Source organism: Neisseria uirgultaei (assembly GCF_962719845.1).
GTDB lineage: Bacteria > Pseudomonadota > Gammaproteobacteria > Burkholderiales > Neisseriaceae > Neisseria > Neisseria bergeri.
Window position 1 is genome coordinate 110,969 of sequence record NZ_CAUIYF010000006.1, and the last position, 21,972, is coordinate 132,940.

Annotated in this window: 18 protein-coding genes; 10 read left to right on the forward strand and 8 right to left on the reverse strand. The window is 54.4% G+C overall.

Translation table 11 applies throughout. The features are described from left to right. Nucleotides 1-47: 47 nt before the first annotated feature. The 4 genes from Q9J32_RS05470 to Q9J32_RS05485 all read left to right on the forward strand — a co-directional run bounded on the left by Q9J32_RS05470 (nucleotide 48) and on the right by Q9J32_RS05485 (nucleotide 4,659). A complete protein-coding gene (locus Q9J32_RS05470; RefSeq protein WP_301882950.1) occupies nucleotides 48-2,456 on the forward strand; it encodes an LPS-assembly protein LptD in 2,409 nt (802 codons plus the stop codon). A gap of 104 nt (nucleotides 2,457-2,560) precedes the next feature. Further along, nucleotides 2,561-3,559: a peptidylprolyl isomerase gene (locus Q9J32_RS05475; RefSeq protein WP_301882951.1), complete on the forward strand. Its 999-nt coding sequence runs from the start codon at nucleotides 2,561-2,563 to the stop codon at nucleotides 3,557-3,559. 6 nt (nucleotides 3,560-3,565) lie between these two features. Continuing rightward, nucleotides 3,566-3,871, forward strand: coding sequence for a hypothetical protein (locus tag Q9J32_RS05480; protein ID WP_301882953.1), 306 nt, complete (start codon nucleotides 3,566-3,568; stop codon nucleotides 3,869-3,871). 575 nt (nucleotides 3,872-4,446) lie between these two features. Continuing rightward, nucleotides 4,447-4,659 carry a YadA C-terminal domain-containing protein gene (locus tag Q9J32_RS05485; RefSeq protein ID WP_301882955.1) on the forward strand — a complete coding sequence of 71 codons (213 nt, stop codon included), beginning with the start codon at nucleotides 4,447-4,449 and terminating at the stop codon, nucleotides 4,657-4,659. A 1,010-nt stretch (nucleotides 4,660-5,669) separates the two neighbouring features. Here Q9J32_RS05485 and Q9J32_RS05490 read toward each other — a convergent pair. Beyond that, the gene (locus Q9J32_RS05490) at nucleotides 5,670-7,550 is read right to left on the reverse strand and encodes a ribonuclease catalytic domain-containing protein (protein ID WP_301882958.1); all 1,881 of its coding nucleotides are present in this window, start codon (nucleotides 7,548-7,550) and stop codon (nucleotides 5,670-5,672) included. A 156-nt stretch (nucleotides 7,551-7,706) separates the two neighbouring features. On the opposite strand from Q9J32_RS05490, the gene Q9J32_RS05495 reads away from it, so the two are divergent. The 3 genes from Q9J32_RS05495 (at nucleotide 7,707) to Q9J32_RS05505 (ending at nucleotide 11,730) form a co-directional block, all read left to right on the forward strand. Then, nucleotides 7,707-8,339, forward strand: a complete 633-nt coding sequence (locus Q9J32_RS05495; protein WP_301882959.1) for an LOG family protein — start codon at nucleotides 7,707-7,709, stop codon at nucleotides 8,337-8,339. A gap of 71 nt (nucleotides 8,340-8,410) precedes the next feature. After that, complete coding sequence (gene purB / locus Q9J32_RS05500; protein WP_301882962.1) at nucleotides 8,411-9,781, forward strand: adenylosuccinate lyase; 1,371 nt, start codon at nucleotides 8,411-8,413, stop codon at nucleotides 9,779-9,781. Nucleotides 9,782-9,861: 80 nt separating this feature from the next. Continuing rightward, nucleotides 9,862-11,730, forward strand: a complete 1,869-nt coding sequence (locus tag Q9J32_RS05505; RefSeq protein WP_301882964.1) for an acyltransferase family protein — start codon at nucleotides 9,862-9,864, stop codon at nucleotides 11,728-11,730. A 231-nt stretch (nucleotides 11,731-11,961) separates the two neighbouring features. Here Q9J32_RS05505 and Q9J32_RS05510 read toward each other — a convergent pair whose 3' ends face one another. The 5 genes from Q9J32_RS05510 to Q9J32_RS05530 all read right to left on the reverse strand — a co-directional run bounded on the left by Q9J32_RS05510 (nucleotide 11,962) and on the right by Q9J32_RS05530 (nucleotide 17,358). Then, nucleotides 11,962-12,576 carry a tellurite resistance TerB family protein gene (locus Q9J32_RS05510; RefSeq protein ID WP_301817296.1) on the reverse strand — a complete coding sequence of 205 codons (615 nt, stop codon included), beginning with the start codon at nucleotides 12,574-12,576 and terminating at the stop codon, nucleotides 11,962-11,964. Between the two features lie 35 nt (nucleotides 12,577-12,611). After that, the gene (gene dinG / locus Q9J32_RS05515; protein ID WP_301882967.1) at nucleotides 12,612-14,762 is read right to left on the reverse strand and encodes an ATP-dependent DNA helicase DinG; all 2,151 of its coding nucleotides are present in this window, start codon (nucleotides 14,760-14,762) and stop codon (nucleotides 12,612-12,614) included. A 28-nt stretch (nucleotides 14,763-14,790) separates the two neighbouring features. After that, nucleotides 14,791-15,093 (reverse strand): hypothetical protein, encoded by a 303-nt coding sequence (locus tag Q9J32_RS05520; RefSeq protein ID WP_301882968.1) that lies wholly within the window; start codon nucleotides 15,091-15,093, stop codon nucleotides 14,791-14,793. 62 nt (nucleotides 15,094-15,155) lie between these two features. Continuing rightward, nucleotides 15,156-16,457 carry an FAD-binding domain-containing protein gene (locus Q9J32_RS05525; RefSeq protein ID WP_301882971.1) on the reverse strand — a complete coding sequence of 434 codons (1,302 nt, stop codon included), beginning with the start codon at nucleotides 16,455-16,457 and terminating at the stop codon, nucleotides 15,156-15,158. Further along, nucleotides 16,447-17,358: a LysR family transcriptional regulator gene (locus tag Q9J32_RS05530; RefSeq protein WP_301882974.1), complete on the reverse strand. Its 912-nt coding sequence runs from the start codon at nucleotides 17,356-17,358 to the stop codon at nucleotides 16,447-16,449. The genes Q9J32_RS05525 and Q9J32_RS05530 overlap by 11 nt, the downstream gene beginning before the upstream one ends. A 107-nt stretch (nucleotides 17,359-17,465) precedes the next feature. On the opposite strand from Q9J32_RS05530, the gene Q9J32_RS05535 reads away from it, so the two are divergent. Then, on the forward strand, nucleotides 17,466-17,864 hold the full coding sequence (locus tag Q9J32_RS05535) for a DoxX family protein (protein ID WP_137426292.1): 399 nt from the start codon (nucleotides 17,466-17,468) through the stop codon (nucleotides 17,862-17,864). A 48-nt stretch (nucleotides 17,865-17,912) separates the two neighbouring features. Further along, entirely contained in the window at nucleotides 17,913-18,518 is a 606-nt protein-coding gene (locus tag Q9J32_RS05540) for a nitroreductase family protein (RefSeq protein ID WP_301882979.1), read from the forward strand. A 54-nt stretch (nucleotides 18,519-18,572) separates the two neighbouring features. On the opposite strand, the gene Q9J32_RS05545 is transcribed toward Q9J32_RS05540, so the two are convergent. Both Q9J32_RS05545 and ffh read right to left on the reverse strand, forming a co-directional pair. Further along, nucleotides 18,573-19,031, reverse strand: coding sequence for a four-helix bundle copper-binding protein (locus Q9J32_RS05545; RefSeq protein WP_301817306.1), 459 nt, complete (start codon nucleotides 19,029-19,031; stop codon nucleotides 18,573-18,575). A 258-nt stretch (nucleotides 19,032-19,289) separates the two neighbouring features. Beyond that, nucleotides 19,290-20,660 carry a signal recognition particle protein gene (ffh, locus tag Q9J32_RS05550; protein ID WP_301882981.1) on the reverse strand — a complete coding sequence of 457 codons (1,371 nt, stop codon included), beginning with the start codon at nucleotides 20,658-20,660 and terminating at the stop codon, nucleotides 19,290-19,292. Nucleotides 20,661-20,879: 219 nt separating this feature from the next. Between ffh and Q9J32_RS05555 the strand changes: the two genes are divergently transcribed. Then, nucleotides 20,880-21,686, forward strand: a complete 807-nt coding sequence (locus tag Q9J32_RS05555; protein WP_301882984.1) for a cytochrome C assembly family protein — start codon at nucleotides 20,880-20,882, stop codon at nucleotides 21,684-21,686. Nucleotides 21,687-21,972: the final 286 nt, after the last annotated feature.

The following is a 21,972-nucleotide window of genomic DNA, read 5'->3' on the forward strand; positions in this document are numbered from 1 at the left end:
TTACAATAAACGCTATTCTAACTGGCAAACCGACCTGAGGGGCAATTTTGGCTCGTTTATTTTCACTCAAACCACTGGTGCTGGCATTGGGCTTCTGCTTCGGCACGCATTGCGCCGCCGCCGATGCCGTTGCGGCGGAGGAAACGGACAATCCGACCGCCGGAGGAAGCGTTCGGAGCGTGTCCGAACCCATGCAGCCTGTCGGCCTGAGCCTCGGTTCGACCTGCCTGTTTTGCAGTAACGAAAGCGGCAGCCCCGAGAGAACCGAAGCCGCCGTCCAAGGCAGCGGCGAAGCATCCATCCCCGAAGACTATACGCGCATTGTCGCCGACAGGATGGAAGGACAGTCGCAGGTGCAGGTGCGTGCCGAAGGCAACGTTGTCGTCGAACGCAACCGGACAACCCTCAATGCCGATTGGGCGGATTACGACCAGTCGGGCGACACCGTTACCGTAGGCGACCGTTTCGCCCTCCAACAGGACGGTACGCTGATTCGGGGCGAAACCCTGACCTACAATCTCGAGCAGCAGACCGGCGAAGCGCACAACGTCCGCATGGAAACCGAACAAGGCGGACGGCGGCTGCAAAGCGTCAGCCGCACCGCCGAAATGTTGGGCGAAGGGCATTACAAACTGACGGAAACCCAATTCAACACCTGTTCCGCCGGCGATGCTGGCTGGTATGTCAAGGCAGCCTCTGTCGAAGCCGATCGGGAAAAAGGCATAGGCGTTGCCAAACACGCCGCCTTCGTGTTCGGCGGCGTTCCTATTTTCTACACCCCTTGGGCGGACTTCCCGCTTGACGGCAACCGCAAAAGCGGTCTGCTCGTTCCCTCCCTGTCCACCGGTTCAGACGGCATTTCCCTTTCCGTTCCCTATTATTTCAACCTTGCCCCCAACTTCGATGCCACCTTCGCCCCCGGCATTATCGGCGAACGCGGCGCGGTTTTTGACGGACAGGTCCGCTACCTGCGTCCCGATTACAGCGGACAGACCGACCTGACCTGGCTGCCGCACGATAAGAAAAACGGCAGGAACAACCGTTATCAGGCGAAATGGCAGCACCGGCACGATATTTCCGACACACTTCAGGCGGGTGTCGATTTCAACCAAGTCTCCGACAGCGGCTACTACCGCGACTTTTACGGCAGCGAAGAAATCGCCGGCAACGTCAACCTCAACCGCCAGGCATGGCTGTCTTTCAGCGGCAGGGCGGCGGGCGGCAGTTTGAACGTCGGATTGTCGGCACAAAAATATCAGACGCTGGCAAACCAAAACGGCTACAAAGACAAACCGTATGCCCTGATGCCGCGCCTTTCCGCCGATTGGCATAAAAACGCGGGTAGGGCGCAAATCGGCGTATCCGCACAATTTACCCGCTTCAGCCACGACAGCCGCCAAGACGGCAGCCGCCTCGTCGTCTATCCCGACATCAAATGGGATTTCAGCAACAGCTGGGGCTACGTCCGTCCCAAACTCGGACTGCACGCCACCTATTACAGCCTCAACCGCTTCGGCAGCCAAGAAGCCCGACGCGTCAGCCGCACTCTGCCCATCGTCAATATCGACAGCGGCATGACCTTCGAACGCAATACGCGGATGTTCGGCGGCGGAGTCCTGCAAACCCTCGAGCCGCGCCTGTTCTACAACTACATTCCTGCCAAATCCCAAAACGACCTGCCTAATTTCGATTCGTCGGAAAGCAGTTTCGGCTACGGGCAGCTCTTCCGCGAAAACCTCTATTACGGCAACGACCGCATCAACGCCGCCAACAGCCTTTCCGCCGCCGTGCAGAGCCGTATTTTGGACGGCGCGACGGGGGAGGAGCGTTTCCGCGCCGGCATCGGTCAGAAATTCTATTTCAAGGATGATGCGGTGATGCTTGACGGCAGCGTCGGCAAAAACCCGCGCAGCCGTTCCGACTGGGTGGCATTTGCCTCCGGCGGCATCGGCAGCCGCTTCATCCTCGACAGCAGCATCCACTACAACCAAAACGACAAACGCGCCGAGAACTACGCCGTCGGCGCAAGCTACCGTCCCGCACAGGGCAAAGTGCTGAACGCCCGTTACAAATACGGGCGCAACGAAAAAATCTACCTGAAGTCCGACGGTTCCTATTTTTACGACAAACTCAGCCAGCTCGACCTGTCCGCACAATGGCCGCTGACGCGCAACCTGTCTGCCGTCGTCCGCTACAACTACGGTTTTGAAGCCAAAAAACCGATAGAAATGCTTGCCGGTGCAGAATACAAAAGCAGTTGTGGCTGCTGGGGCGCGGGCGTGTACGCCCAACGTTACGTTACCGGCGAAAACACCTACAAAAACGCCGTCTTCCTCACCCTGCACCTGAAAGACTTGAGCAATGTCGGCAAAAACCCCGCAGACAGGATGGATGTCGCCGTTCCCGGCTACATCCCCGCCCACTCTCTTTCCGCCGGACGCAACAAACGGCCCTGACCGTCGGAAACCCGGCAGGAGCACCGTTTCTGCACAAGACGGCATTCCACCGACAACCCCAAACCCGCCATCAAAGGCAGGATTCAAAAGATAAGGAAAGAATGATGAAAATCAAAGCCCTGATGATTGCCGCCGCATTGCTGGCAGCAGCCGATGTCCACGCCGCACCGCAAAAGGCAAAAACCGCACCCGCCAAAGCGGTCAAAGCTGCCGCCATGGCGCAAAAAGAAGCCGCACCCGCACAACAGCAGGGCGGCATACACTTTTCAGACGGCATCGCCGCCGTTGCCGACAACGAAGTCATCACACGCCGCAGGCTGGCACAGGCTGTTGCCGATGCCAAGGCAAACCTGCCCAAAGGCGTACAAATCAGCGATACGGCATTGACCGAACAAGTACTGATGCAGCTGGTCAACCAATCCCTGATCGTACAGGCGGGCAAACGCCGCAACATTCAGGCGAGTGAGGCAGAAATTGCCGCCGTCGCCGCGCAAAATCCCTCGCTTAAGAACCTGTCTGCCGAACAACGCCGCGAACTTGCCGACAGCATTATTGCCGAAAAAGTCCGCCAGCAGGCAGTGATGCAGAACAGCCGGGTAAGCGAGGCAGAGGTCGACCGCTTTATCGAACAGGCGCAGAAACAGGGCGTTACCCTGCCCGAAGGCGAGCCGATGCGCCAATACCGTGCCCAACACATCCTGATTAAGGCCGACAGCGAAAATGCTGCCGTCGGCGCAGAAAGCACCATCCGCAAAATCTACGGAGAGGCACGCAGCGGTGCAGACTTTTCCAGCCTGGCGCGCCAATATTCGCAAGACGCGAGCGCGGGCAACGGCGGCGACTTGGGCTGGTTTGCCGACGGCGTAATGGTTCCCGCCTTTGAAGAGGCTGTCCGCAGCCTCAAACCCGGCCAAGTCAGCGCGCCCGTACGCACCCAGTTCGGCTGGCACATCATCAAGCTGAACGAAGTACGCGAGGCCGGCACGCCTCAGGAACGCGTCCGCAACGCCGTGCGCCAGTATATTTTCCAACAGAAGGCGGAGCGTGCGACCGCCGACCTGTTGCGCGACCTGCATTCCGGTGCCTACGTCGACATCCGCTAAGGCGGTTTGAATCAAAAAGCCATACCGATCGGCAAAAATCCGGGCGGTATGGCTTTTTTGAATTTCGAGTTACTTTTACACCGTCATTCGTCATTCCCGCGCAGGCGGGAATCTAGAAACGAAAAGCAACAGGAATTTATCGGGAATGGCTGGAGTTTAAAGGTCTGGATTCCCGCGCAGGCGGGAATCCGGTTATTTAAAACCGCAGAGATTTATCCGAAGCAACAACAATCTTTCCATCGTCATTCCCGCGAAAGCGGGAATCTAGAAACGAAAAGTAACAGGAATTTATCGGGAATGGCTGGAGTTTAAAGGTCTGGATTCCCGCTTTCGCGGGAATGACGGCGCATAAGTTCCCGTGCGGACAAACCTAGATTCCCATCTGCGCGGGAATGACAGGATTTTAGATTGCGGGTATTTATCAGGAATGACGATTTAAAAGTTGCCTGAAACCTAAAAGCAACTGAAACGCAAAAACCAAATCCGCGCCTGCCGGGGAATGATGAAACAAAGAAGGCAGAAGTAAGGAATCAGGATTTTTTCCTTGAATCTGCGAAAATTATTCAGTAATTGAATGTTATTGTTTTACAATGCAGGCTTACGGTTGGGCAGCATATTTTCCGCATAAGCCGGAAAATGGCGGATTAATCGTAATTTCACGCTTTGTATTATATTAAACATAGGAATTTTAATGATGAAAAAATTATTGGCACCATCAGTGCTTTCCCTGCTGGTAATCGCGGGGGGGGGTAATTTCTAATTACTCGCTTGCAGCGACGAATTCTAATGAGACTACGGTTGTTGCAACAAATTCTAATGAGACTTCGGTTGTTGCAACAAATGACGGAAAAACGGCAGATGCTGAAAACAAAAAACTGAAACGCGGTTTGGCGGCACAAGCCGCGTTAAGCGGTTTATTCCAACCCTACTCTGTCGGCAAGGCAAACGTTACCGCCGCTGTAGGCGGCTATCAGTCGCAATCCGCATTTGCCGTCGGTGTCGGTTACCGTTACAACGAAAAATTTGCAACAAAAGCAGGATTTGCCTTTGCACCCAGCGGCGGTGTGGCTTATCACGCTGGTGTCAATTTCGAATGGTAAGTGCCTCTAAATATTTAGCGGTAAAACATACGCTTATTAAACGGTAAGCGTGCAGGCAATGCCGTCTGAAACCTGGAACAGGCTTCAGACGGCATTTTGACGCACGAAATCGGCAAATATGACGGAAATGGAAAATACCTATCTTGTCATTTCAAAATTTCAAAATCACGGCGTTATCCGAAATCACAATCATCTCTCCGCCGTTATTTCCGCGCAGGCGGGAATCTAGCAACGAAAAGTAACAGGAATTTATCGGGAATGGCTGGAGTTTAAAGGTCTGGATTCCCGCCGTCGCGGGAATGACGGCATATCAGTTTCTGTGCGGACAAACCTGGATTCCCATCTGCGTAGGAATGACGATTCAGAAGTTGCCCGAAACCCAAAAAACTGAAGCCGAAGGGTCTGGATTCCCGCCTGTGCGGGAATGACGGCGCATAAGTTCCCGTGCGGACAGACCTAGATTCCCACCTGCGTGGGAATGACGATTCAGAAGTTGCCCGAAACCCAAAAAACTGAAACCGAACGAGCCGGATTTCCGCTTTCGCGGGAATGACGATTCAGAAGTTACACGAAACTCAAAAAAAAAAACGAAACCAAACGAATCGGATTCCCGCTTTTACGAGAATGACGGGATTTTGGGTTGTGGTAATTTATCGGGAAAACAGAAACCCCTATGCCGTCATTCCCGCTCAAGCGGGAATCTAGGACGTAGAATCTAAAGAAACCGTTTTATCCGATAAGTTTCTGTACCGAAGAATCTGGATTCCCGCTTTCGCGGGAATGACGGCGCATAAGTTTCCATGCGGACAGACCTAGATTCCCACCTGCGTGGGAATGACGATTCAGAAGTTGCCCGAAACTCAAAAAACTGAAGCCGAAGAATCTGGATTCCCGCCTGCGCAGGAATGACGGCATATCGGTTTCCGTGCGGACAGACCTAGACTCCCGCCTGCGCGTGAAGGACGGGATTTCAGGTTTCTGTTTTTGCGGGAATTTGCCGCATCACGGCTTCAGACGGCATTGCCTGCCGTTGTACCCGCGGGTGCGGCTGCCTTGATGTAGTTGAGCGAGACAAACTGCTTCTCGGCATCTAATTCAGTGATTTTGAACAATGCCTGCGATTTGGGCAGCGCGTCAAATGGAATACCGGTCGCGCGTGTTACTAGCGGCAGACCTTCAATGCGGACGAGGTCTTCTTTGAGGATGATGGCCGTCAGCTCGCTTGTGCCTTGCTGTTGCAGGTAAACCAGGCTCCAGTAGGCTTCCATTTGGCGTTGGAAGTCGGCGTAGGCTGTATAGGCGGCATCGAAGTCGCGCAGCGCGGCGAAAAGCTCGGCATCGCTGTTCTGATACAGCGGCTCGGCGGTGTCGTCTATCAGGCTGAGGAGTTGTTTTTGGTTGATGTAGTCGGCGGCGCGGCGCAGCGGCGAAGTGAACCAGCCGTAATGCTGCACGCCCATGCCGATATGCGGCTCGGATTTGGTGCTCATGCGCACTTTGCCTGCCGGTTGGACGCGAAAAAGGCCGGGCAGCTCGTTTTCGTCCAGCATTTGCGCCCAAGTGCTGTTGGCAAGAATCATCATCTCGCTGACCAGCGTATCGATGGGCGAACCGCGTTCGCGGCGGACGACGGATACGTTGCCTTTCTCATCCAATTCGATGCTGTAATCGTATTGCGGCGCGCGGTCGGGTTCGTATTTGCCACGCGCTTTTTGCAGGGCGATGGCGAATTGATAGAACCAAATCAGGTCTTGATGGTGGGCAAACATCATTTCGCCTGCTTCGTCCAAGCCGGTTTCGGCGTTGAAATGCGGCTCGATGGCTTGAATGCGCAGGTTTTCGGCGATGTTGACTGCTTCGATTTTGCAGGTTGGTGCGCCGACGTTGAACTCGCTGTCCACATCAAAATAAATGCTGACGGCAGGGCGGTATGCGCCTGCATCAAGGCTGAACGCGGTAATCCAGTTTTCGGGCAGCATGGTGATTTTGCCGCCGGGGAAATAAACCGTGCTTAAGCGTTCCATGATGTTTTTTTCCATTTTGTCGCCTTGCTTAATGGCAAGCGACGGCGCGGCAATGTGGATGCCGACGCGTTTCATGCCGTTGCACAAGTCGGTCAGGCTCAAGGCATCGTCCACTTCGGTGGTCGATTCGTCGTCAATGGAAAAGGCGGCAACATCGGCGCGGGGCAAGTCGGGCATTTCAGGAAGCGCAAGATCGGGGAAACCCGTTCCTTTGGGGAAGTATTTGATTTCAAACCCGTCTTGCAGGTATTGGGGAATGGACGTAATGCCGCCCGTTTTTTTCGCCAATTCGTAGGCGGAGGTTTTCAATGCGTCGGCGGCTTTGGTAAAGGCTTTGTAGGTCAATGATTGCTTGTCGGGCGCGTGTAAGATAGTTTTCAAATCCGCCGCGATTTCAGACGGCATCTCGCCGCGTTTCAAGGCTTCCGCCCAAGCGTCGATTTGCGCGTCTTGCTGTTTTTTGCGTTCGATGGCGGCAAGCGCCTGTTTTAAGGTTTCTTCTGGCGCGGCTTTGAACACGCCTTTGGCTTTTTTGTAGAAATACATCGGCGCGGCGTAAAGCGCAATCAAAGTTGCCGCCAGCTCGGTTTTGGTCGGCGCGTGTCCGTAATATTCTTCGGCGATGGCTTCGGCGGTAAATTCCTCTTCGCCGCATACTTCCCACAATAAATCGGTGTCGATGTCCGCCGCCTGTGCCTGCGCGTTCTCCAAAAATGCCGCCATATCGCCGTCAAACTCGACAAAGACATTGTTTGCCTTCACTTTGGTGCGTTTGCCGTGTTGGGTATCGACTTGGTAGGTGGCGTCGTTTTTTTGGACGATGGCGGCGACTTTGAATTGGCCGGACTCTTCGTAAAAAATATTCATTTTTCGGATTTTTCTGTGGAAACTCAAGCGGGTGATTTTAGCAGATTACCGAAAATGCCGTCTGAAAAAAGGTTTGGGGGAAGGCGGGTGCGGCTTTGCGGTGCTTGCGTTGCGTTTTTGACGGGGTACAATCGCCGTTTTTGAACGGAGGACGGAATGGGGAATACAAACCGTGTGACGGAGCAGGCACATTATGATGCCGAACGCAGGCAGGCAGACGAAGCATTGGCGGGCGTGTTTCCGGCAGTCAGTATTTTCGGCAGCGCGCGCACGCCGCAGAATCATGCGGATTATGCGTTTGCCTGCCGTCTGGCGCGGCGGCTGTCGGATTCGGGCATTGCCGTCATTTCGGGCGGCGGGCCGGGGATTATGGAGGCGGCAAACAAGGGCGCGTTTGCAGGGAAGTCGGTTTCGGTGGGGCTGAACATTGCCCTGCCGCACGAGCAGAAGCCGAATCCGTATCAGGACATCGCCTTGCGGTTTTCCCGTTTTGCCGAACGCAAGGCGGTGTTTTTCCGCTATTCCCAAGCATATGTCGTGATGCCGGGCGGCTTCGGGACGCTGGACGAATTGTTTGAAATCCTAACCTTGGTGCAGACGGGCAAAGTGCCGCCGCGTCCGATTGTTTTGGTCGGAAAGGCATTTTGGTCGGGTTTGGCGGAGTGGATAAACGCGCAGCTTTTGGCGCGCGGTCTGATTTCTGAAGGGGCAGCCTCTTTGTTCGCCATATCGGACGATGAAGAAGAAATCGTTGCGTATCTGTCGGAACACGGGCTTCAGACGGCATAGCGTCCCGAGAGTGATGTATAATTGCAAACAATTTAACAATTTTTGATGTCTTTTCCGAACAGGATGCCGATATGATCAACCCCATCGCCTCGCTTTCCCCTTTAGACGGCCGTTATGTCCAATCCGTTGAAGCATTGCGCCCGATTTTTTCAGAGTACGGCCTGATGAAGGCGCGCGTCAAAGTCGAATTAAACTGGCTCAAAGCCCTTGCCGCCGAGCCTAAGATTGCAGAAGTTCCTGCTTTCAGCGATTTTACGCTTGCCGAAATCGACACGGTGATTGAAAACTTTTCATTGGAAGACGCGGCCGCCGTCAAAGCCATCGAAGCCACGACCAATCATGATGTCAAAGCCATCGAATATTGGCTGAAAAAACGTTTTGCCGAAGTGCCGGAAGTCGCCGCTGCCAGCGAGTTCATCCACTTTGCCTGCACCAGTGAAGATATCAACAACCTGTCCCACGCCCTGATGCTGCAAGAGGCGCGCGAAACCGTCATCCTGCCCAAACTTGCCGAAATTATCGGCAAACTCACCGCTATGGCGCACGATCTTGCCGCCGTCCCGATGATGAGCCGCACGCATGGCCAGCCCGCCACGCCGACCACTTTGGGCAAAGAAATCGCCAATGTCGTGTACCGCCTGCAACGCCAGTTCAAAAGCCTTCAGGCGCAAGAATTCCTCGGCAAAATCAACGGCGCGGTCGGCAACTACAACGCCCACATGGTCGCCTATCCCGATGTGGATTGGGAAGCACACTGCCGCAACTTCGTCGAAATCAGTCTCGGTCTGACCTTCAACCCCTACACCATCCAAATCGAGCCGCATGACTATATGGCGGAGTTTTTCCAAACCCTCAGCCGCATCAACACGATTCTCATCGACTTCAACCGCGATGTTTGGGGTTATATTTCATTGGGTTACTTCAAACAAAAAGTCAAAGCGGGCGAAGTCGGCTCTTCCACGATGCCGCACAAAGTCAACCCCATCGACTTTGAAAACTCCGAAGGCAACCTCGGTATGGCCAACGCCGTATTGGGCTTTTTGGCGGAAAAACTGCCGATTTCCCGCTGGCAGCGCGACCTGACCGACAGCACCGTCCTGCGCAATATGGGCGTGGGCGTGGGCTATGCCGTGTTGGGTTTCGCCGCCCACCTGCGCGGCCTGAACAAGCTCGAACCCAACCCTGCCGCGCTTGCCGCCGATTTGGATGCCACTTGGGAGCTGCTCGCCGAGCCGATTCAAACCGTGATGCGCCGTTACGGTGTCGCCAATCCTTACGAAAAACTGAAAGACCTGACGCGCGGCAAAGGCGGCATCACGCCCGAAGTGCTGAAAGGCTTTATCGGATCGCTGGAAATCCCTGCCGAAGCCAAAGCCAAATTGCTTGAGCTGACCCCCGCGCTGTATGTGGGCAAGGCTGAAGCGTTGGCGAAACGGATTTGAGCATTTACTGAAACCGATGCCGTCTGAACGCGCGTTCAGACGGCATTTTTAAGATAACGGGACATACGGGGGCGATATTTATGCAAGCTGTCCGATACAGGCCAGAAATTGACGGATTACGGGCCGTCGCCGTGCTATCCGTCATTATTTTCCACCTGGATAACCGCTGGCTTCCCGGAGGGTTTCTGGGTGTGGACATTTTCTTTGTCATCTCGGGATTCCTCATTACCGGCATCATTCTTGCCGAAATACGGGACGGTTCTTTTTCTTTCCGGGATTTTTATACCCGAAGGATTAAGCGGATTTATCCTGCTTTTATTGCGGCCGTGTCCCTGGCTTCGGTGATTGCCTCTCAAATCTTCCTTTACGAAGATTTCAACCAAATGCGGAAAACCGTGGAGCTTTCTGCGGTTTTCTTGTCCAATATTTATCTGGGGTTTCAGCAGGGATATTTCGATTTGAGTGCCGACGAGAACCCCGTACTGCATATCTGGTCTTTGGCAGTAGAGGAACAGTATTACCTCCTGTATCCCCTTTTGCTGATATTTTGCTGCAAAAAAACCAAATCGCTACGGGTGCTGCGTAACATCAGCATCATCCTGTTCCTGATTTTGACTGCCTCATCGTTTTTGCCGGCTGCGTTTTATACCGACATCCTCAACCAACCCAATACTTATTACCTTTCGACACTGAGATTTCCCGAGCTGTTGGCAGGTTCCCTGTTGGCGGTTTATGGGCAAACGGGAAACGGCAGACGGCAAACAGTAAGCGGAAAACGGCAGTTGCTTTCATTACTCTGCTTCGGCGCATTGCTTGCCTGCCTGTTCGTGATTGACAAACATAATCCGTTTATCCCGGGAATTACCTTGCTTCTTCCCTGCCTGCTGACGGCGTTGCTTATCCGGAGTATGCAATACGGAACGCTTCCGACCCGCATCCTGTCGGCAAGCCCCATCGTATTTGTCGGCAAAATCTCTTATTCCCTATACCTGTACCATTGGATTTTTATTGCCTTCGCCCATTACATTACAGGCGACAAACAGCTCGGACTGCCTGCCGTATCGGCGGTTGCCGCATTGACGGTCGGATTTTCCCTGTTGAGCTATTATTTGATTGAACAGCCGCTTAGAAAACGGAAGATGACCTTCAAAAAGGCATTTTTCTGCCTCTATCTTGTCCCGTCCCTGATACTGGTCGGCTATAACCTGTACGCGAGGGGGATATTGAAACAGGAACACCTCCGCCCGTTGCCCGGCGCGCCCCTTGCTGCGGAAAATCATTTCCCGGAAACCGTCCTGACCCTCGGCGACTCGCACGCCGGACACCTGCGTGGGTTTCTGGATTATGTCGGCGGCAGGGAAGGGTGGAAAGCCAAAATCCTGTCCCTCGATTCGGAGTGTTTGGTTTGGGTGGATACGAAATTGGCAGACAACCAGCTATGTCGAAAATACTGGGATGAAGTTGAAAAAGCCGAAGCCGTTTTCATTGCCCAATTCTATGATTTGAGGATGGGCGGACAGCCCGTGCCGAGATTTGAAGCGCAATCTTTCCTGATACCCGGGTTCCAAGCCCGATTCAGGGAAACCGTCAAGAGGATTGCCGCCGTCAAACCCGTATATGTTTTTGCGAATAATGCATCAATCAGCCGTTCGCCCTTGAGGGAGGAAAAATTGAAAAGATTTGCCGCAAACCAATACCTCCGCCCCATTCAGGCTATGGGCGACATCGGCAAGAGCAATCAGGCGGTTTTTGATTTGATTAAAGATATTCCCAATGTGCATTGGGTGGACGCACAGAAATACCTGCCCAAAAACACGGTCGAAATACACGGCCGCTATCTTTACGGCGACCAAGACCACCTGACCTATTTCGGTTCTTATTATATGGGGCGGGAATTTCACAAACACGAAAGCTTGCTCAAGCATTCACACGGAGGCGCATTGCAGTAGCCTGCCTTCTTGTCGGATATCGCCTTTGGCGGGTTTGCCCTTCGGGGCGGCGGCTTTTATAGTGGATTAACAAAAATCAGGACAAGGCGACGAAGCCGCAGACAGTACAAATAGTACGGCAAGGCGAGGCAACGCTGTACTGGTTTAAATTTAATCCACTATATTTTGCCGTTTTGAGGCCGGGGTCGGGAATAACCGTTTTTTGATGACTTTCCCTCCCTGGCTGTGTCATTAAATTCCCAATTGCCTTTCCAAACTCTCCACCAGATTGTCATCCAGTTTCAAAGCCTGCGACAGACGGGCGAGGAAGACGGTTTCTTTCCGCGACAAATCGGCACATACCAGTCTTGCCGCCAGATAGGCCTCCGCTGCCAACGCCTCATCGTTGCCGACGGAGGCGGCGATGTCTTCGATGCTTGCGGGCAGGCGGTATTCGGCGGCGAGCCATGCGGCAGTTTCGGGGTCTGTGCCGCTTTCCTGTTCGATAGTCCGGCGTTCGGCTTCGTCTATCATGCCGTCTGAAGCAGCGGCGGCTATCATTGCGCGCAATACGGTGCGGTTGTATGTTTCTTCAGTTTCTCCGGCAGGTTGGAAATCGCTTTGTGTTACGGTTGCCCGCCCTTTGTTTTGCTGCCACATCTGATAGCCTCGGTAGGCGAGGTAGCCCAAAGCGGCGGTTGAACCGATTTTGGTAATGGTTTTGCGGTTTTTACCGTTCAGCAGCATGGAGGCGACACCGGCAACCAGCGCGCCTCCGCCAAATGAATTGAGCGGGCTGTCGGAGAATGTGGTGCCTTTTTTTTGAACCGTGCTTAAGACTTGGTTGAGCAGCCGGGTGAAGTTCATGATTTTTCCTTTCTGTTGCGGGAAGGGCGGTATGTTTACCCTATCCTTTTAAACGGTGGCAGGCCGGCTAGTAATTGTTGACCGTACCGCTGTGTTTTGATGCGGTTGTCGAGGATGGTTACGCGGCCGTAGTCTTGTTCGGTGCGGATGAGGCGGCCGACAGCCTGGATGAGTTTGATGCCGGCTTCGGGGACGGTGATTTCAATAAAAGGGTTGCCGCCGCGCTGTTCTATCCAGCGGTTTTGGGTTTTTTCGATGGGGTTGTCCGGCATCGCAAACGGCAGCTTGGCAATGATAACTTGCACGCAGGCGGTGCCGGGCAGGTCGAGGCCTTCGGCAAAACTGTCGAGGCCAAAAATAATGCTGGCTTTGCCTTCGGCAATGGCTTGATGATGCCTTTGTAAAAGAACGGCCTTGGGCAACTCGCCCTGCACAAGCAGAAGCGGCAAGTATTCGTCAGGCAGGCGCAGGGCGACATCCTGCATTTGTTTGCGCGAGGAAAACAGGACGAGTGTGCCGATGGCTTCGGTGGGCGAAATAAGCTTGGGCAGCCATTCGATGATGGCGGCGGTGTGGGCTTCGGGGTCTTTGGGGCTGGCGTATATGGGGGGGATGTAGAGTTCGCCCTGTTTTTCAAAGTCAAAGGGGCTTTTGAGGGCGAGGGTGGTGGTTTCGGGCAACCATTGCAGCCCGGTTTGGCGCAGCATTAGGTTAAAGTTGCCCAAGGATTGCAGGGTGGCGGAGGTCAATACCGCGCCTGCCGCGCGCCGCCACAGGCTGTTGGCAAGGTGGGACGCGCTGCTGATGGGGCTGGCGTTGAAAATGTAGTCGTTTTTGTCGTCGGCACGGCGGGTTATCCATTTTGCCAGCGGCTCTTCGCCTTCGAGGGGGACGGTGGAGAGCAAATCCCAAACCGCGCTGATTTGTTCGATACGGGCGATAAAAAGGCCGAACTCGCTGGTCAGGCGGTCGAGGAGCGCGCCGTCTTGTTCTTTTTCGCGGCGTGCGGCAGAAAGCGCATCGTTCAGCCCGATAACGTGTTTGAGCAGGCTGCGCGCAGCAATGGCCGTATTGGAAACGGTGGTTTCGAGGCCTTCGGGGATTTTGCCGTCTTCCCACAGCCAAGTCGGTTCGCTGTTGGTTCGTCTGTCGTTTTCAGACACCCCCAGACTTAAAGACGGCTCTTCCGCCAAATGGAATTGCCATTCGTGCAGGCTGTCGAGCAAGGATGCGGCGGCTTCGTCGGCCAGGTTGGCAAGTTCGGCTTTATCGGTAAGCGCGGCAATTTTGCCGGTAAGCTGCGGCAGTTTTTCCAGCGTCCAAACGGCAATATTCCATGAATGTTCGGCGGCAAAACGGCTGAGGGCTTTTTTGGGCAGATGGTGCGCTTCGTCGATGCAATAGAAACTGTTTTCTGGCTCAGGCAGAATCACACCGCCGCCCATGCTGATGTCGGCAAGCAGAAGGTCATGGTTGGCAACGACGACATCGACGGTTTCCAACATATCGCGTGCCAGGTAAAAAGGGCATTCCGGACGGTTGGGACAGGCGGCTTTCAGGCAGCCGTGGCGGTCGTTGGTCACTTTGAGCCAAATCGCGTCATCGATTTTTTCCGGCCAAGTGTCGCGGTCGCCGTTGAACCGTCGGGCGGAAAATTCGTCGGCGATGTCGCGCAGCAGCTTCAATTCTTCCGGCTTGGGTTTGCTGTCCCACAAGACAGCGGGGGCTTCAAAGCCGAGCAGGTTTTGCTGGGCGTTGCTTTGCGTCAGTTGATAGAGTTTGTAGGGGCAGAGATAGCGGCCGCGCCCTTTGGCAAGCGCAAAGGTCAGTTCCAAACCGCTTTTTTCGACCAGAAACGGCAAATCGCGGTCAACCAACTGCTCCTGCAAGGCAACCGTCGCGCTGCTGACAATCAGCCGTTTGCCGCGCGTTTGCGCCATGATGCCGCCTGCAAGCAGGTAGGCAAGCGATTTGCCCACGCCGGTCGGGCCTTCGATTACGGCAATGCTCTCGCCCTCGCGCTTGGGCGGCTCGCCGCCCTCTTCGCGCGTCAGCGTCTGTGAAAAAGCGTTGGCAACCGCCGCAATCATTTCCCGCTGCGAAGCGCGGGGACGGAAACCTGGCAGGTTTTTGCCGATATTTTGGTAATGGTCGCGGATGGCGTTTTTTTCTAAATCGGTGAGCATGGCGTTTTGTACGGCGGTAGAAGTGGGCTTATTTTAACATCGCACGGAAGCGGTACAATATCGTTGTCGGAAAGGGGGTGAGGTGAATCGTGCGGACGTGGTTGGTTTTTTGGTTGCGGCGTTTGAAATACCCGTTGTTGCTTTGGATTGCGGATATGCTGCTGTACCGGTTGTTGGGCGGCGCGGAAATCGAATGCGGCCGTTGCCCTGTACCGCCGATGACGGATTGGCAGCATTTTTTGCTGGCGATGGGAACGGTGTCGGCTTGGGTGGCGGTGATTTGGGCATATCTGATTATTGAAAGTGAAAAAAACGGAAGATATTGAGTCATTCGGACACAATGCCGTCTGAAACGGAAGTTCAGACGGCATTTGTTTTAGGTTGCCGTGCCGCTTAGGGAATACCGGCGACAGGATGGGCGGGATAGCCGTGGGTGTCGATGCTGCCGGCGGCGCGCCACGGGGTATGGATGACTGCCGCCGGTAGGTGGGCAAGCTCGGGGATATGCCGTCTGACAAAGGTGCCGTCGGGGTCGGTCTTGTGTGCGGCGGCGGCAATGTCGGGGCAGGTGTGCCGTGAGGCGGTAAGCCGCCAGTTGCTTTGGTTGATTGCTGCATCGAAATCGGTCAGCTGTCGGGCAAACCATATCTCGCCTTCGCGGCGGGGGAGGTTTAAAACGTGGCAGAAAAAGTCCGCGCTCAAGCGTCTCAGGGTGGGGTGGAGGCTGCCGGTCTTGTGCAAACAGCGCATAGAGGCATCGATAATCGGAATGCCGGTCCGGCCCTGCTGCCAAAGCGTCAGGCGCAGGGTGTGTTCCGGATTGCCGTCTGAAGGGTCGTCATCCGCGTGCTGCAAGGCAAGTTGAAGGAAAAAATCGCGGCGGATGATGTTGTCCGCCCACGCGTTTAGACGGAGTTCGAGGCTTTCCCGCGCGAGCAGGCGCGGCGAGATGCAGCCGGCACTCAAATACGCACCCATCAGCGAAGTGTTTTTGCGCGAGGGGAAATCCTTTAAAACGGAGTAGGAAGCCGCCTGTTCGAGAAACCGCCGCCACTGCCGCCAAGCCGCCGTTTCACCGCCGTTTTGCGGCAGGAAGATGCCGTCTGAAAGAACGGCAGGTTGCGGGGCGGAAAGGTTTTCGGGGAAGGGTTGGCGGTATGCCGCGAATGGGTCCGGACCGGCGGGGGGCTGCTTGGAAAAGCGGTCGAGCCATACTTCGCGGTAGCGGTCGAAATCGGCATATGCCGTGCCGCCGTCGGGTATCAGGTCGGTTTTGCCGAAAACGGCGCGGTCGTTGACGAAGGTTAACGCGATGCCGTGTTTGTCCAATTCGTGCCAAAGGGCGTTGTCGGCGAGTTTGTCGGCAAAAGTATGGGATTCGTCGGCGATGACGGTGCGGATATTGAGGCGGACGGCGAGCCGGACGAGCCCGGCAGGCGATGCCGCCGTGTAGAACGGAATGCCGCGCCCGGCAAGCCCTTGGGCGAGTTCGGCGGCGGATTGGCGGTAGAACGCGGCGCGGCGAGGGTTGTCTGTTTCGGCATCGTCAATCCAAATACCGATAATGGGCAAACCTTCGGCAACGGCGGCGCATAAGGCGGCGTTGTCGCGGATGCGGAGGTTTTGGCGGAACCAAACGAGCGTGTGCGCGGCGCGCGTGTCCGCATAAAGGGGGCGAGCGGTTTCAGACGGCATTTCGGCAGCCTTTCCTGCTGGCGATTTTTTCGTTCAGAAAATCGATGAAGCTGCGGACTTTCGCGCTTAAGAATGCCCTGTCCGCATAAACGGCGTTCAGCCGGTCGGTCGGGACGGCGTATCCGGGCAGCAGCCTCACCAGCGTGCCGCAGCGCAAATCGTGTTCCGCCGCCCAAAGCGGCTGATAACCGATGCACGCGCCTGCCTTAATCATTTCGCGCATCATCAGCGTGTTGTCGGTACGGATGACGGGGGTCAGTTCAAGCCGGTATTTTTTGCCGTCCGATTTGCGGGTGAGGTCGAGTTTCTGCTGGTTGGTGTAGGTCGGCAGGACGGCGGGCAGCCCCACCACTTCTTCCGGCGTTTCCGGCACGCTGTTGCGCCTCAGGAAGTCGGGCGAGGCGAGCAGGGCAAATTCGATTTCCGCCAGCGGGCGCGCGATTAGCGAAGGGGACAGGGTTTGGGAAACGCGCAACGCCAAATCCACGCCTTCGGCAATCAAATCGACGTGGCGGTTGTCCAAAATCAGTTCTAATGTTACTTCGGGATAACGTTCGCGGTATTCCGCCAGCCAGTTGCATATCAGGCTGCCGGCAAACCACAGCGGCATCGTTACGCGCAGCAGCCCCTGCGGTTTTTCCGTCCCCCCGGCGGCTTTTTGGGCGGCATCGTCGAGCGTGTCGAGCGCGTAACTGCATTGCCGGTAGTATTCTTCCCCGGCTTCGGTCAGGCTGAGGTTGCGGCTGTTGCGGTGCAGGAGTTTGGCTTGGACGGTGTTTTCCAAGTGGCTGACGTGTTTGCTTGCCATTGCGGTGGAGATGCCGAGCGCGTCGGCGGCGCGGGTGAAGCCGCCGCTTTGGACGACTTGGCGGAAAACTTTGAGGCTGAACAGGGTGTCCATATTTTCTTGTGTGGAAAAGTTGTATCAATAAAAGCAGTATATATTTGAAAAGGGGAAACATCTATACTCTGCCGCCTGAAATGAAGATAAATACCGAAGGAGCTTTTATGTCCAATTGCTGCAACCGTATCCAACCTGTTCTGCTTTCTGTTTTGCGTATCGTAACCGCCTACCTGTTTTTGTTGCACGGTACGTCAAAATTCTTCGCCTTCCCCATTGAAATGGGCAGCGGTTCGCCCGGCGGGCTGTTGCTGCTTGCCGGTATTTTAGAAATTGTCGGCGGCATTTTGCTGGTGTTGGGCCTGTTTGCGCGCCCTGCCGCGTTTGTTTTGTCCGGCCAGATGGCGGTTGCCTATTTTATGGCGCATGCTTCCGGCAATGCTTTGTTCCCGATTGCCAACGGCGGCGAGTCCGCAGTGCTGTTCTGCTTCGTATTCCTCTATATCGCGGCAGCGGGCGGCGGAGCATGGTCGCTGGACAGGCTGTTTTTCAAGCGTAAAGCCTGAACCGGACTACCTAAAGTGTATTTTGTTGAATGTTTTTGAGGAAAAGAAATGACCCGTCAATCTCTGCAACAGGCTGCGGAAAGCCGCCGTTCCGTTTATTCGTTAAATAAAAATCTGCCCGTCGGCAAAGATGAAATCGTTCAAATCGTCGAACACGCCGTTTTGCACACGCCTTCTTCGTTCAATTCCCAATCTGCCCGCGTGGTCGTGCTGTTTGGCGAAGAGCATGATAAGGTGTGGCAATTTGTTGAAGACGCGCTGCGTGCCGCCGTGCCTGCCGACAGGTTTGAACCGACCGCGCAAAAATTGAACCTGTTTAAGGCGGGTGCGGCAACTATTTTGTTTTATGAAGATCAAAATGTCGTCAAAGGTTTGCAGGAGCAGTTCCCTGCTTATGCCGCCAACTTTCCCGTTTGGGCGGATCAGGCGAACGCTATGGTACAGTATGCCGTCTGGACGACGCTTGCCGCGGTCGGCGTAGGTGCAAACCTGCAACATTACAACCCCTTGCCCGATGCGGCGATTGCCAAAGCGTGGAATATCCCCGAAAACTGGCTGTTGCGCGCGCAAATGGTTATCGGCGGTATTGAAGGGGCGGCAGGTGAAAAGACCTTTGAACCCGTTGCAGAACGTTTGAAAGTGTTCGGCGCATAATTTAGCAGTCAAAAAAATGCCGTCTGAACAGGGTTCAGACGGCATTTTTCAGTATCAGGCAACGAGTTTTTCGCATTCTTTGATACAGTCGAGGCAGGACTCGTAACATGCTTTGCATTCCGCATGGTGGGCGGCATGTTCTTTACAGGCTTTGGAACATTGTTTGCACGCTTCGAGGCACACTTTTGCCGCGTCGCGTGTCAGAGGGGAATTTTGTGCGGCAAGGTCGTGCACCGCGCCGCATAAGGCAAGCATCTGGCGCACGGCAACCGCGCAGTCGGACATAGACGTGTCGCCCTGAGTGAGCAGGGACAGGCAGTGGGTCAGGCAAACCTGTCCGGCATCCAGACAGTGTGCGGCAGTTTGGCGGACGGCGGTGTAGGCGGATGCGGCGGCAGGCTGCATATCGTGATGATGATGATGGTGGTCGGCGTGTCCGTGCGCACGCGCGAAAGAGGCGGCGGAAGCCAGAGAGACGGCAGCGGCGCTGCCCAAAAATTGACGACGGTTCATAATGTTTCCTTTATGGTTTAAGAAAGTGGGGCAGGCACAAGGCACTTCCCCGCATACTGCCCCGACCGTGGGGCTTTTTTTGAACAACCGGCTGATTTTGCCGGTGCGGGATTGTCGCACGGGCAGGCAGTTCGGCTATTCGGAAAGTTAAGAAAAGGCGCGCCGCCCTGTTTCAAAATGATGCAAGATGGCGCGTGGATATGGTAGCAGACAAGATGCCGTCTGAAAATCGGTTCAGACGGCATCCATTTTCAAACCTTACAAACCCGGGAACATTCCTTTCATCCCCCTCATCCCCTTCGCCATACGCATCAGGTTGCCTAAGCCTTTCCCACTGAACATCTTCATCATCTGCTGCATTTGTTCAAACTGTTTGAGCAATTTGTTCACTTCCTGTACCGTCGTGCCCGCACCCATCGCAATACGGCGTTTGCGGCTGGCTTTGAGTAGGGCGGGGTTGGCGCGTTCTTTGGGGGTCATCGAGTTGATGATGGCTTCGACTTTGCCCATCGCTTTTTCAGCCGTACCTTCGGGGATTTGTTTCGATATTTGACCCAGTTCGCCCGGCATTTTCGACATCAGGTTTTCCAAGCCGCCCATATTGCGCATTTGCTGGATTTGTTCTTTAAAATCATTGAGGTCGAAGCCTCTGCCTTTTTGCAGCTTTTTCGCCATTTTGGCGGCGGCTTCTTCATCAATACCTTTTTGAACGTCTTCAATCAGGGTCAATACGTCGCCCATACCGAGGATACGGCTGGCAAGACGGTCGGGGTGGAAAGGTTCGAGGCCGTTGATTTTTTCGCCGACACCGATAAATTTAATCGGCTTGCCGGTTACTTGGCGCACGGACAATGCCGCACCGCCGCGCGAGTCGCCGTCCATCTTGGTCAATACGACACCGGTCAGCGGCAGGGCTTCATTAAATGCTTGGGCAGTATTCACAGCATCCTGACCCAGCATCGCATCGATGACGAACAAAGTTTCCACCGGGTTAACCGCTGCGTGAAGGGCTTTGATTTCGTTCATCATCTCTTCATCGATTGCCAAACGACCGGCGGTATCGACCATCAAGACATCGTAAAAATGTTTTTTGGCGTAATCGACGGCGGCAGTCGCAATCTCAACCGGTTTTTGGTTGGTATCGGACGGGAAAAAGTCCACGCCGACCTGTTCGGCCAACAGACGCAGCTGTTCAATCGCGGCAGGGCGGTAAACGTCGGCGGATACCACCAAGACTTTTTTCTTCTGATCGTTTTTCAGCAGGCGGGCGAGCTTGCCGACGGTTGTTGTCTTACCAGCACCTTGCAAACCAGCCATCAAAACGACGGCGGGCGGCGCAACCGACAAATCCAGCGTTTTGTTTTCCCTGCCCATCAGTTCGGTCAGGGCTTTGTTGACCACGCCGATAAATGCCTGATCCGGCGTCAGGCTGCCCGCCACTTCCTGACCGAGGGCCTTTTCTTTGACGTTGTTGACGAACTCTTTGACGACAGGCAGGGCAACATCCGCCTCAAGCAGGGCGAGTCGGACTTCGCGCAAGGCTTCTTTAATGTTGTCTTCGGTCAGTTTGGCTTGCCCGCGGATGTTTTTGAGGACATTGCTGAAGCGGCTGGTTAAATTGTCTAACATACTGGTCCTTGGTCTGAATAAGAATAGCTTGCCCCATCAGGGGCATTCTTTGTTAAAATAAAATCAAAATAATTTGATGCGGCTTGTGTGCCGGACAGCATATCGGCAAATCCGTCAAGGCTTGCCCGAAACGGGGATTTTACAATTCCAACGTTAAAAGTTCCAATATTTCATAAGCGGCCGCATACGGCACAACAGTATAGATAGAGAAAGTCCACCATGCCGACAGTTTTCATCTTTTTGACGGCGGTTTACGCAGGATTGGGTGCATTTGCATGGCACTGCCAACAGCAGGGGCGCGGTCAGGATTACCCGTGGAAGACGGAATTGCCGGTTTTGGGCGCGGCATTGACCGTCCACGGCGTGGCACTGCTTATGCCGGTCATTCAAGACAAAATCATCATTATGGGCTTCGGGTATTCCGGCAGCCTGATTGTTTGGATGATGCTGTTTATTTATTTTGCCGGCAGCTTCTTTTATCCGCTGCGCGGAGTGCAGTTGCTGCTGTATCCTTGCGCCGCACTGATGCTGCTGTCAGGTTTGGTTTTTCCTGGAAAATTCTCGGGATATGAAATTACCGACCTTCCCTTTATGCTGCATATCGGAACTTCGCTGCTCGCATACGGGCTGTTCGGTATCGCAACATTATTGTCCGTTTTGACCCTGCTGCTGAATCGGAGCCTGCACCGCAGGAACTTCTCCAAGCTCGCAGGATTCCTGCCGTCGCTGCTCAGTTTGGAAAAACTTATGTTCCAGGCTATGTGGGCAGGTTTTATCCTGCTGACCTATTCCGTCGTCAGCGGAACATTTTTTGCCGAAGCCGTATTCGGCAAACCCATGACCTTTACCCATAAAACCGTATTCGGCATATTGTCATGGCTGATTTACGGCGGACTGCTGCTCAAGCACAGCATGACCGCATGGCGCGGCAAAAAAGCCGCCGTGTGGACCATCATCGGATTTGTCAGCCTTATGATTGCCTATATGGGCAGCAAGTTCGTATTGGAAATCATTCTGAAAAGATAAGAAGAGCCAACAGATGCCGTCTGAAGCCCCAAGTTTCAGACGGCATATTCACAAAGGCGCACCAGTCAGAGGAGGGGGAGGAAGGGATTATTGGAGGATGCGCAGCGTTTGGCAAAAATAAAAAACCTTATCCGACAGAGATATGACGAATTTCCCCAAAAAAATTCCGCTGAAAGTATTGACCGCAAATCTCTTCAAGCGTATAGTTCGCGTCTTCGCTGCTGACGAAACGGCGGTGATGAAGCAGTTCAAACGCTCTTTAACAAAACAGATTACCGATAAGTGT

Bases quoted from the DNA above. Each gene is read 5' to 3' on its own strand.
- Q9J32_RS05495 (WP_301882959.1), top strand. From the start codon at position 7,707: ATGGGGAATACAAACCGTGTGACGGAGCAGGCACATTATGATGCCGAA.
- Q9J32_RS05540 (WP_301882979.1), top strand. From the start codon at position 17,913: ATGACCCGTCAATCTCTGCAACAGGCTGCGGAAAGCCGCCGTTCCGTT.
- Q9J32_RS05530 (WP_301882974.1), bottom strand. From the start codon at position 17,358: ATGGACACCCTGTTCAGCCTCAAAGTTTTCCGCCAAGTCGTCCAAAGC.
- Q9J32_RS05490 (WP_301882958.1), bottom strand. From the start codon at position 7,550: ATGAATATTTTTTACGAAGAGTCCGGCCAATTCAAAGTCGCCGCCATC.
- Q9J32_RS05545 (WP_301817306.1), bottom strand. From the start codon at position 19,031: ATGAACCGTCGTCAATTTTTGGGCAGCGCCGCTGCCGTCTCTCTGGCT.
- Q9J32_RS05525 (WP_301882971.1), bottom strand. From the start codon at position 16,457: ATGCCGTCTGAAACCGCTCGCCCCCTTTATGCGGACACGCGCGCCGCG.
- Q9J32_RS05520 (WP_301882968.1), bottom strand. From the start codon at position 15,093: ATGACTCAATATCTTCCGTTTTTTTCACTTTCAATAATCAGATATGCC.
- Q9J32_RS05510 (WP_301817296.1), bottom strand. From the start codon at position 12,576: ATGAACTTCACCCGGCTGCTCAACCAAGTCTTAAGCACGGTTCAAAAA.
- Q9J32_RS05555 (WP_301882984.1), top strand. From the start codon at position 20,880: ATGCCGACAGTTTTCATCTTTTTGACGGCGGTTTACGCAGGATTGGGT.
- Q9J32_RS05475 (WP_301882951.1), top strand. From the start codon at position 2,561: ATGAAAATCAAAGCCCTGATGATTGCCGCCGCATTGCTGGCAGCAGCC.
- Q9J32_RS05505 (WP_301882964.1), top strand. From the start codon at position 9,862: ATGCAAGCTGTCCGATACAGGCCAGAAATTGACGGATTACGGGCCGTC.
- purB (WP_301882962.1), top strand. From the start codon at position 8,411: ATGATCAACCCCATCGCCTCGCTTTCCCCTTTAGACGGCCGTTATGTC.
- Q9J32_RS05535 (WP_137426292.1), top strand. From the start codon at position 17,466: ATGTCCAATTGCTGCAACCGTATCCAACCTGTTCTGCTTTCTGTTTTG.
- dinG (WP_301882967.1), bottom strand. From the start codon at position 14,762: ATGCTCACCGATTTAGAAAAAAACGCCATCCGCGACCATTACCAAAAT.
- ffh (WP_301882981.1), bottom strand. From the start codon at position 20,660: ATGTTAGACAATTTAACCAGCCGCTTCAGCAATGTCCTCAAAAACATC.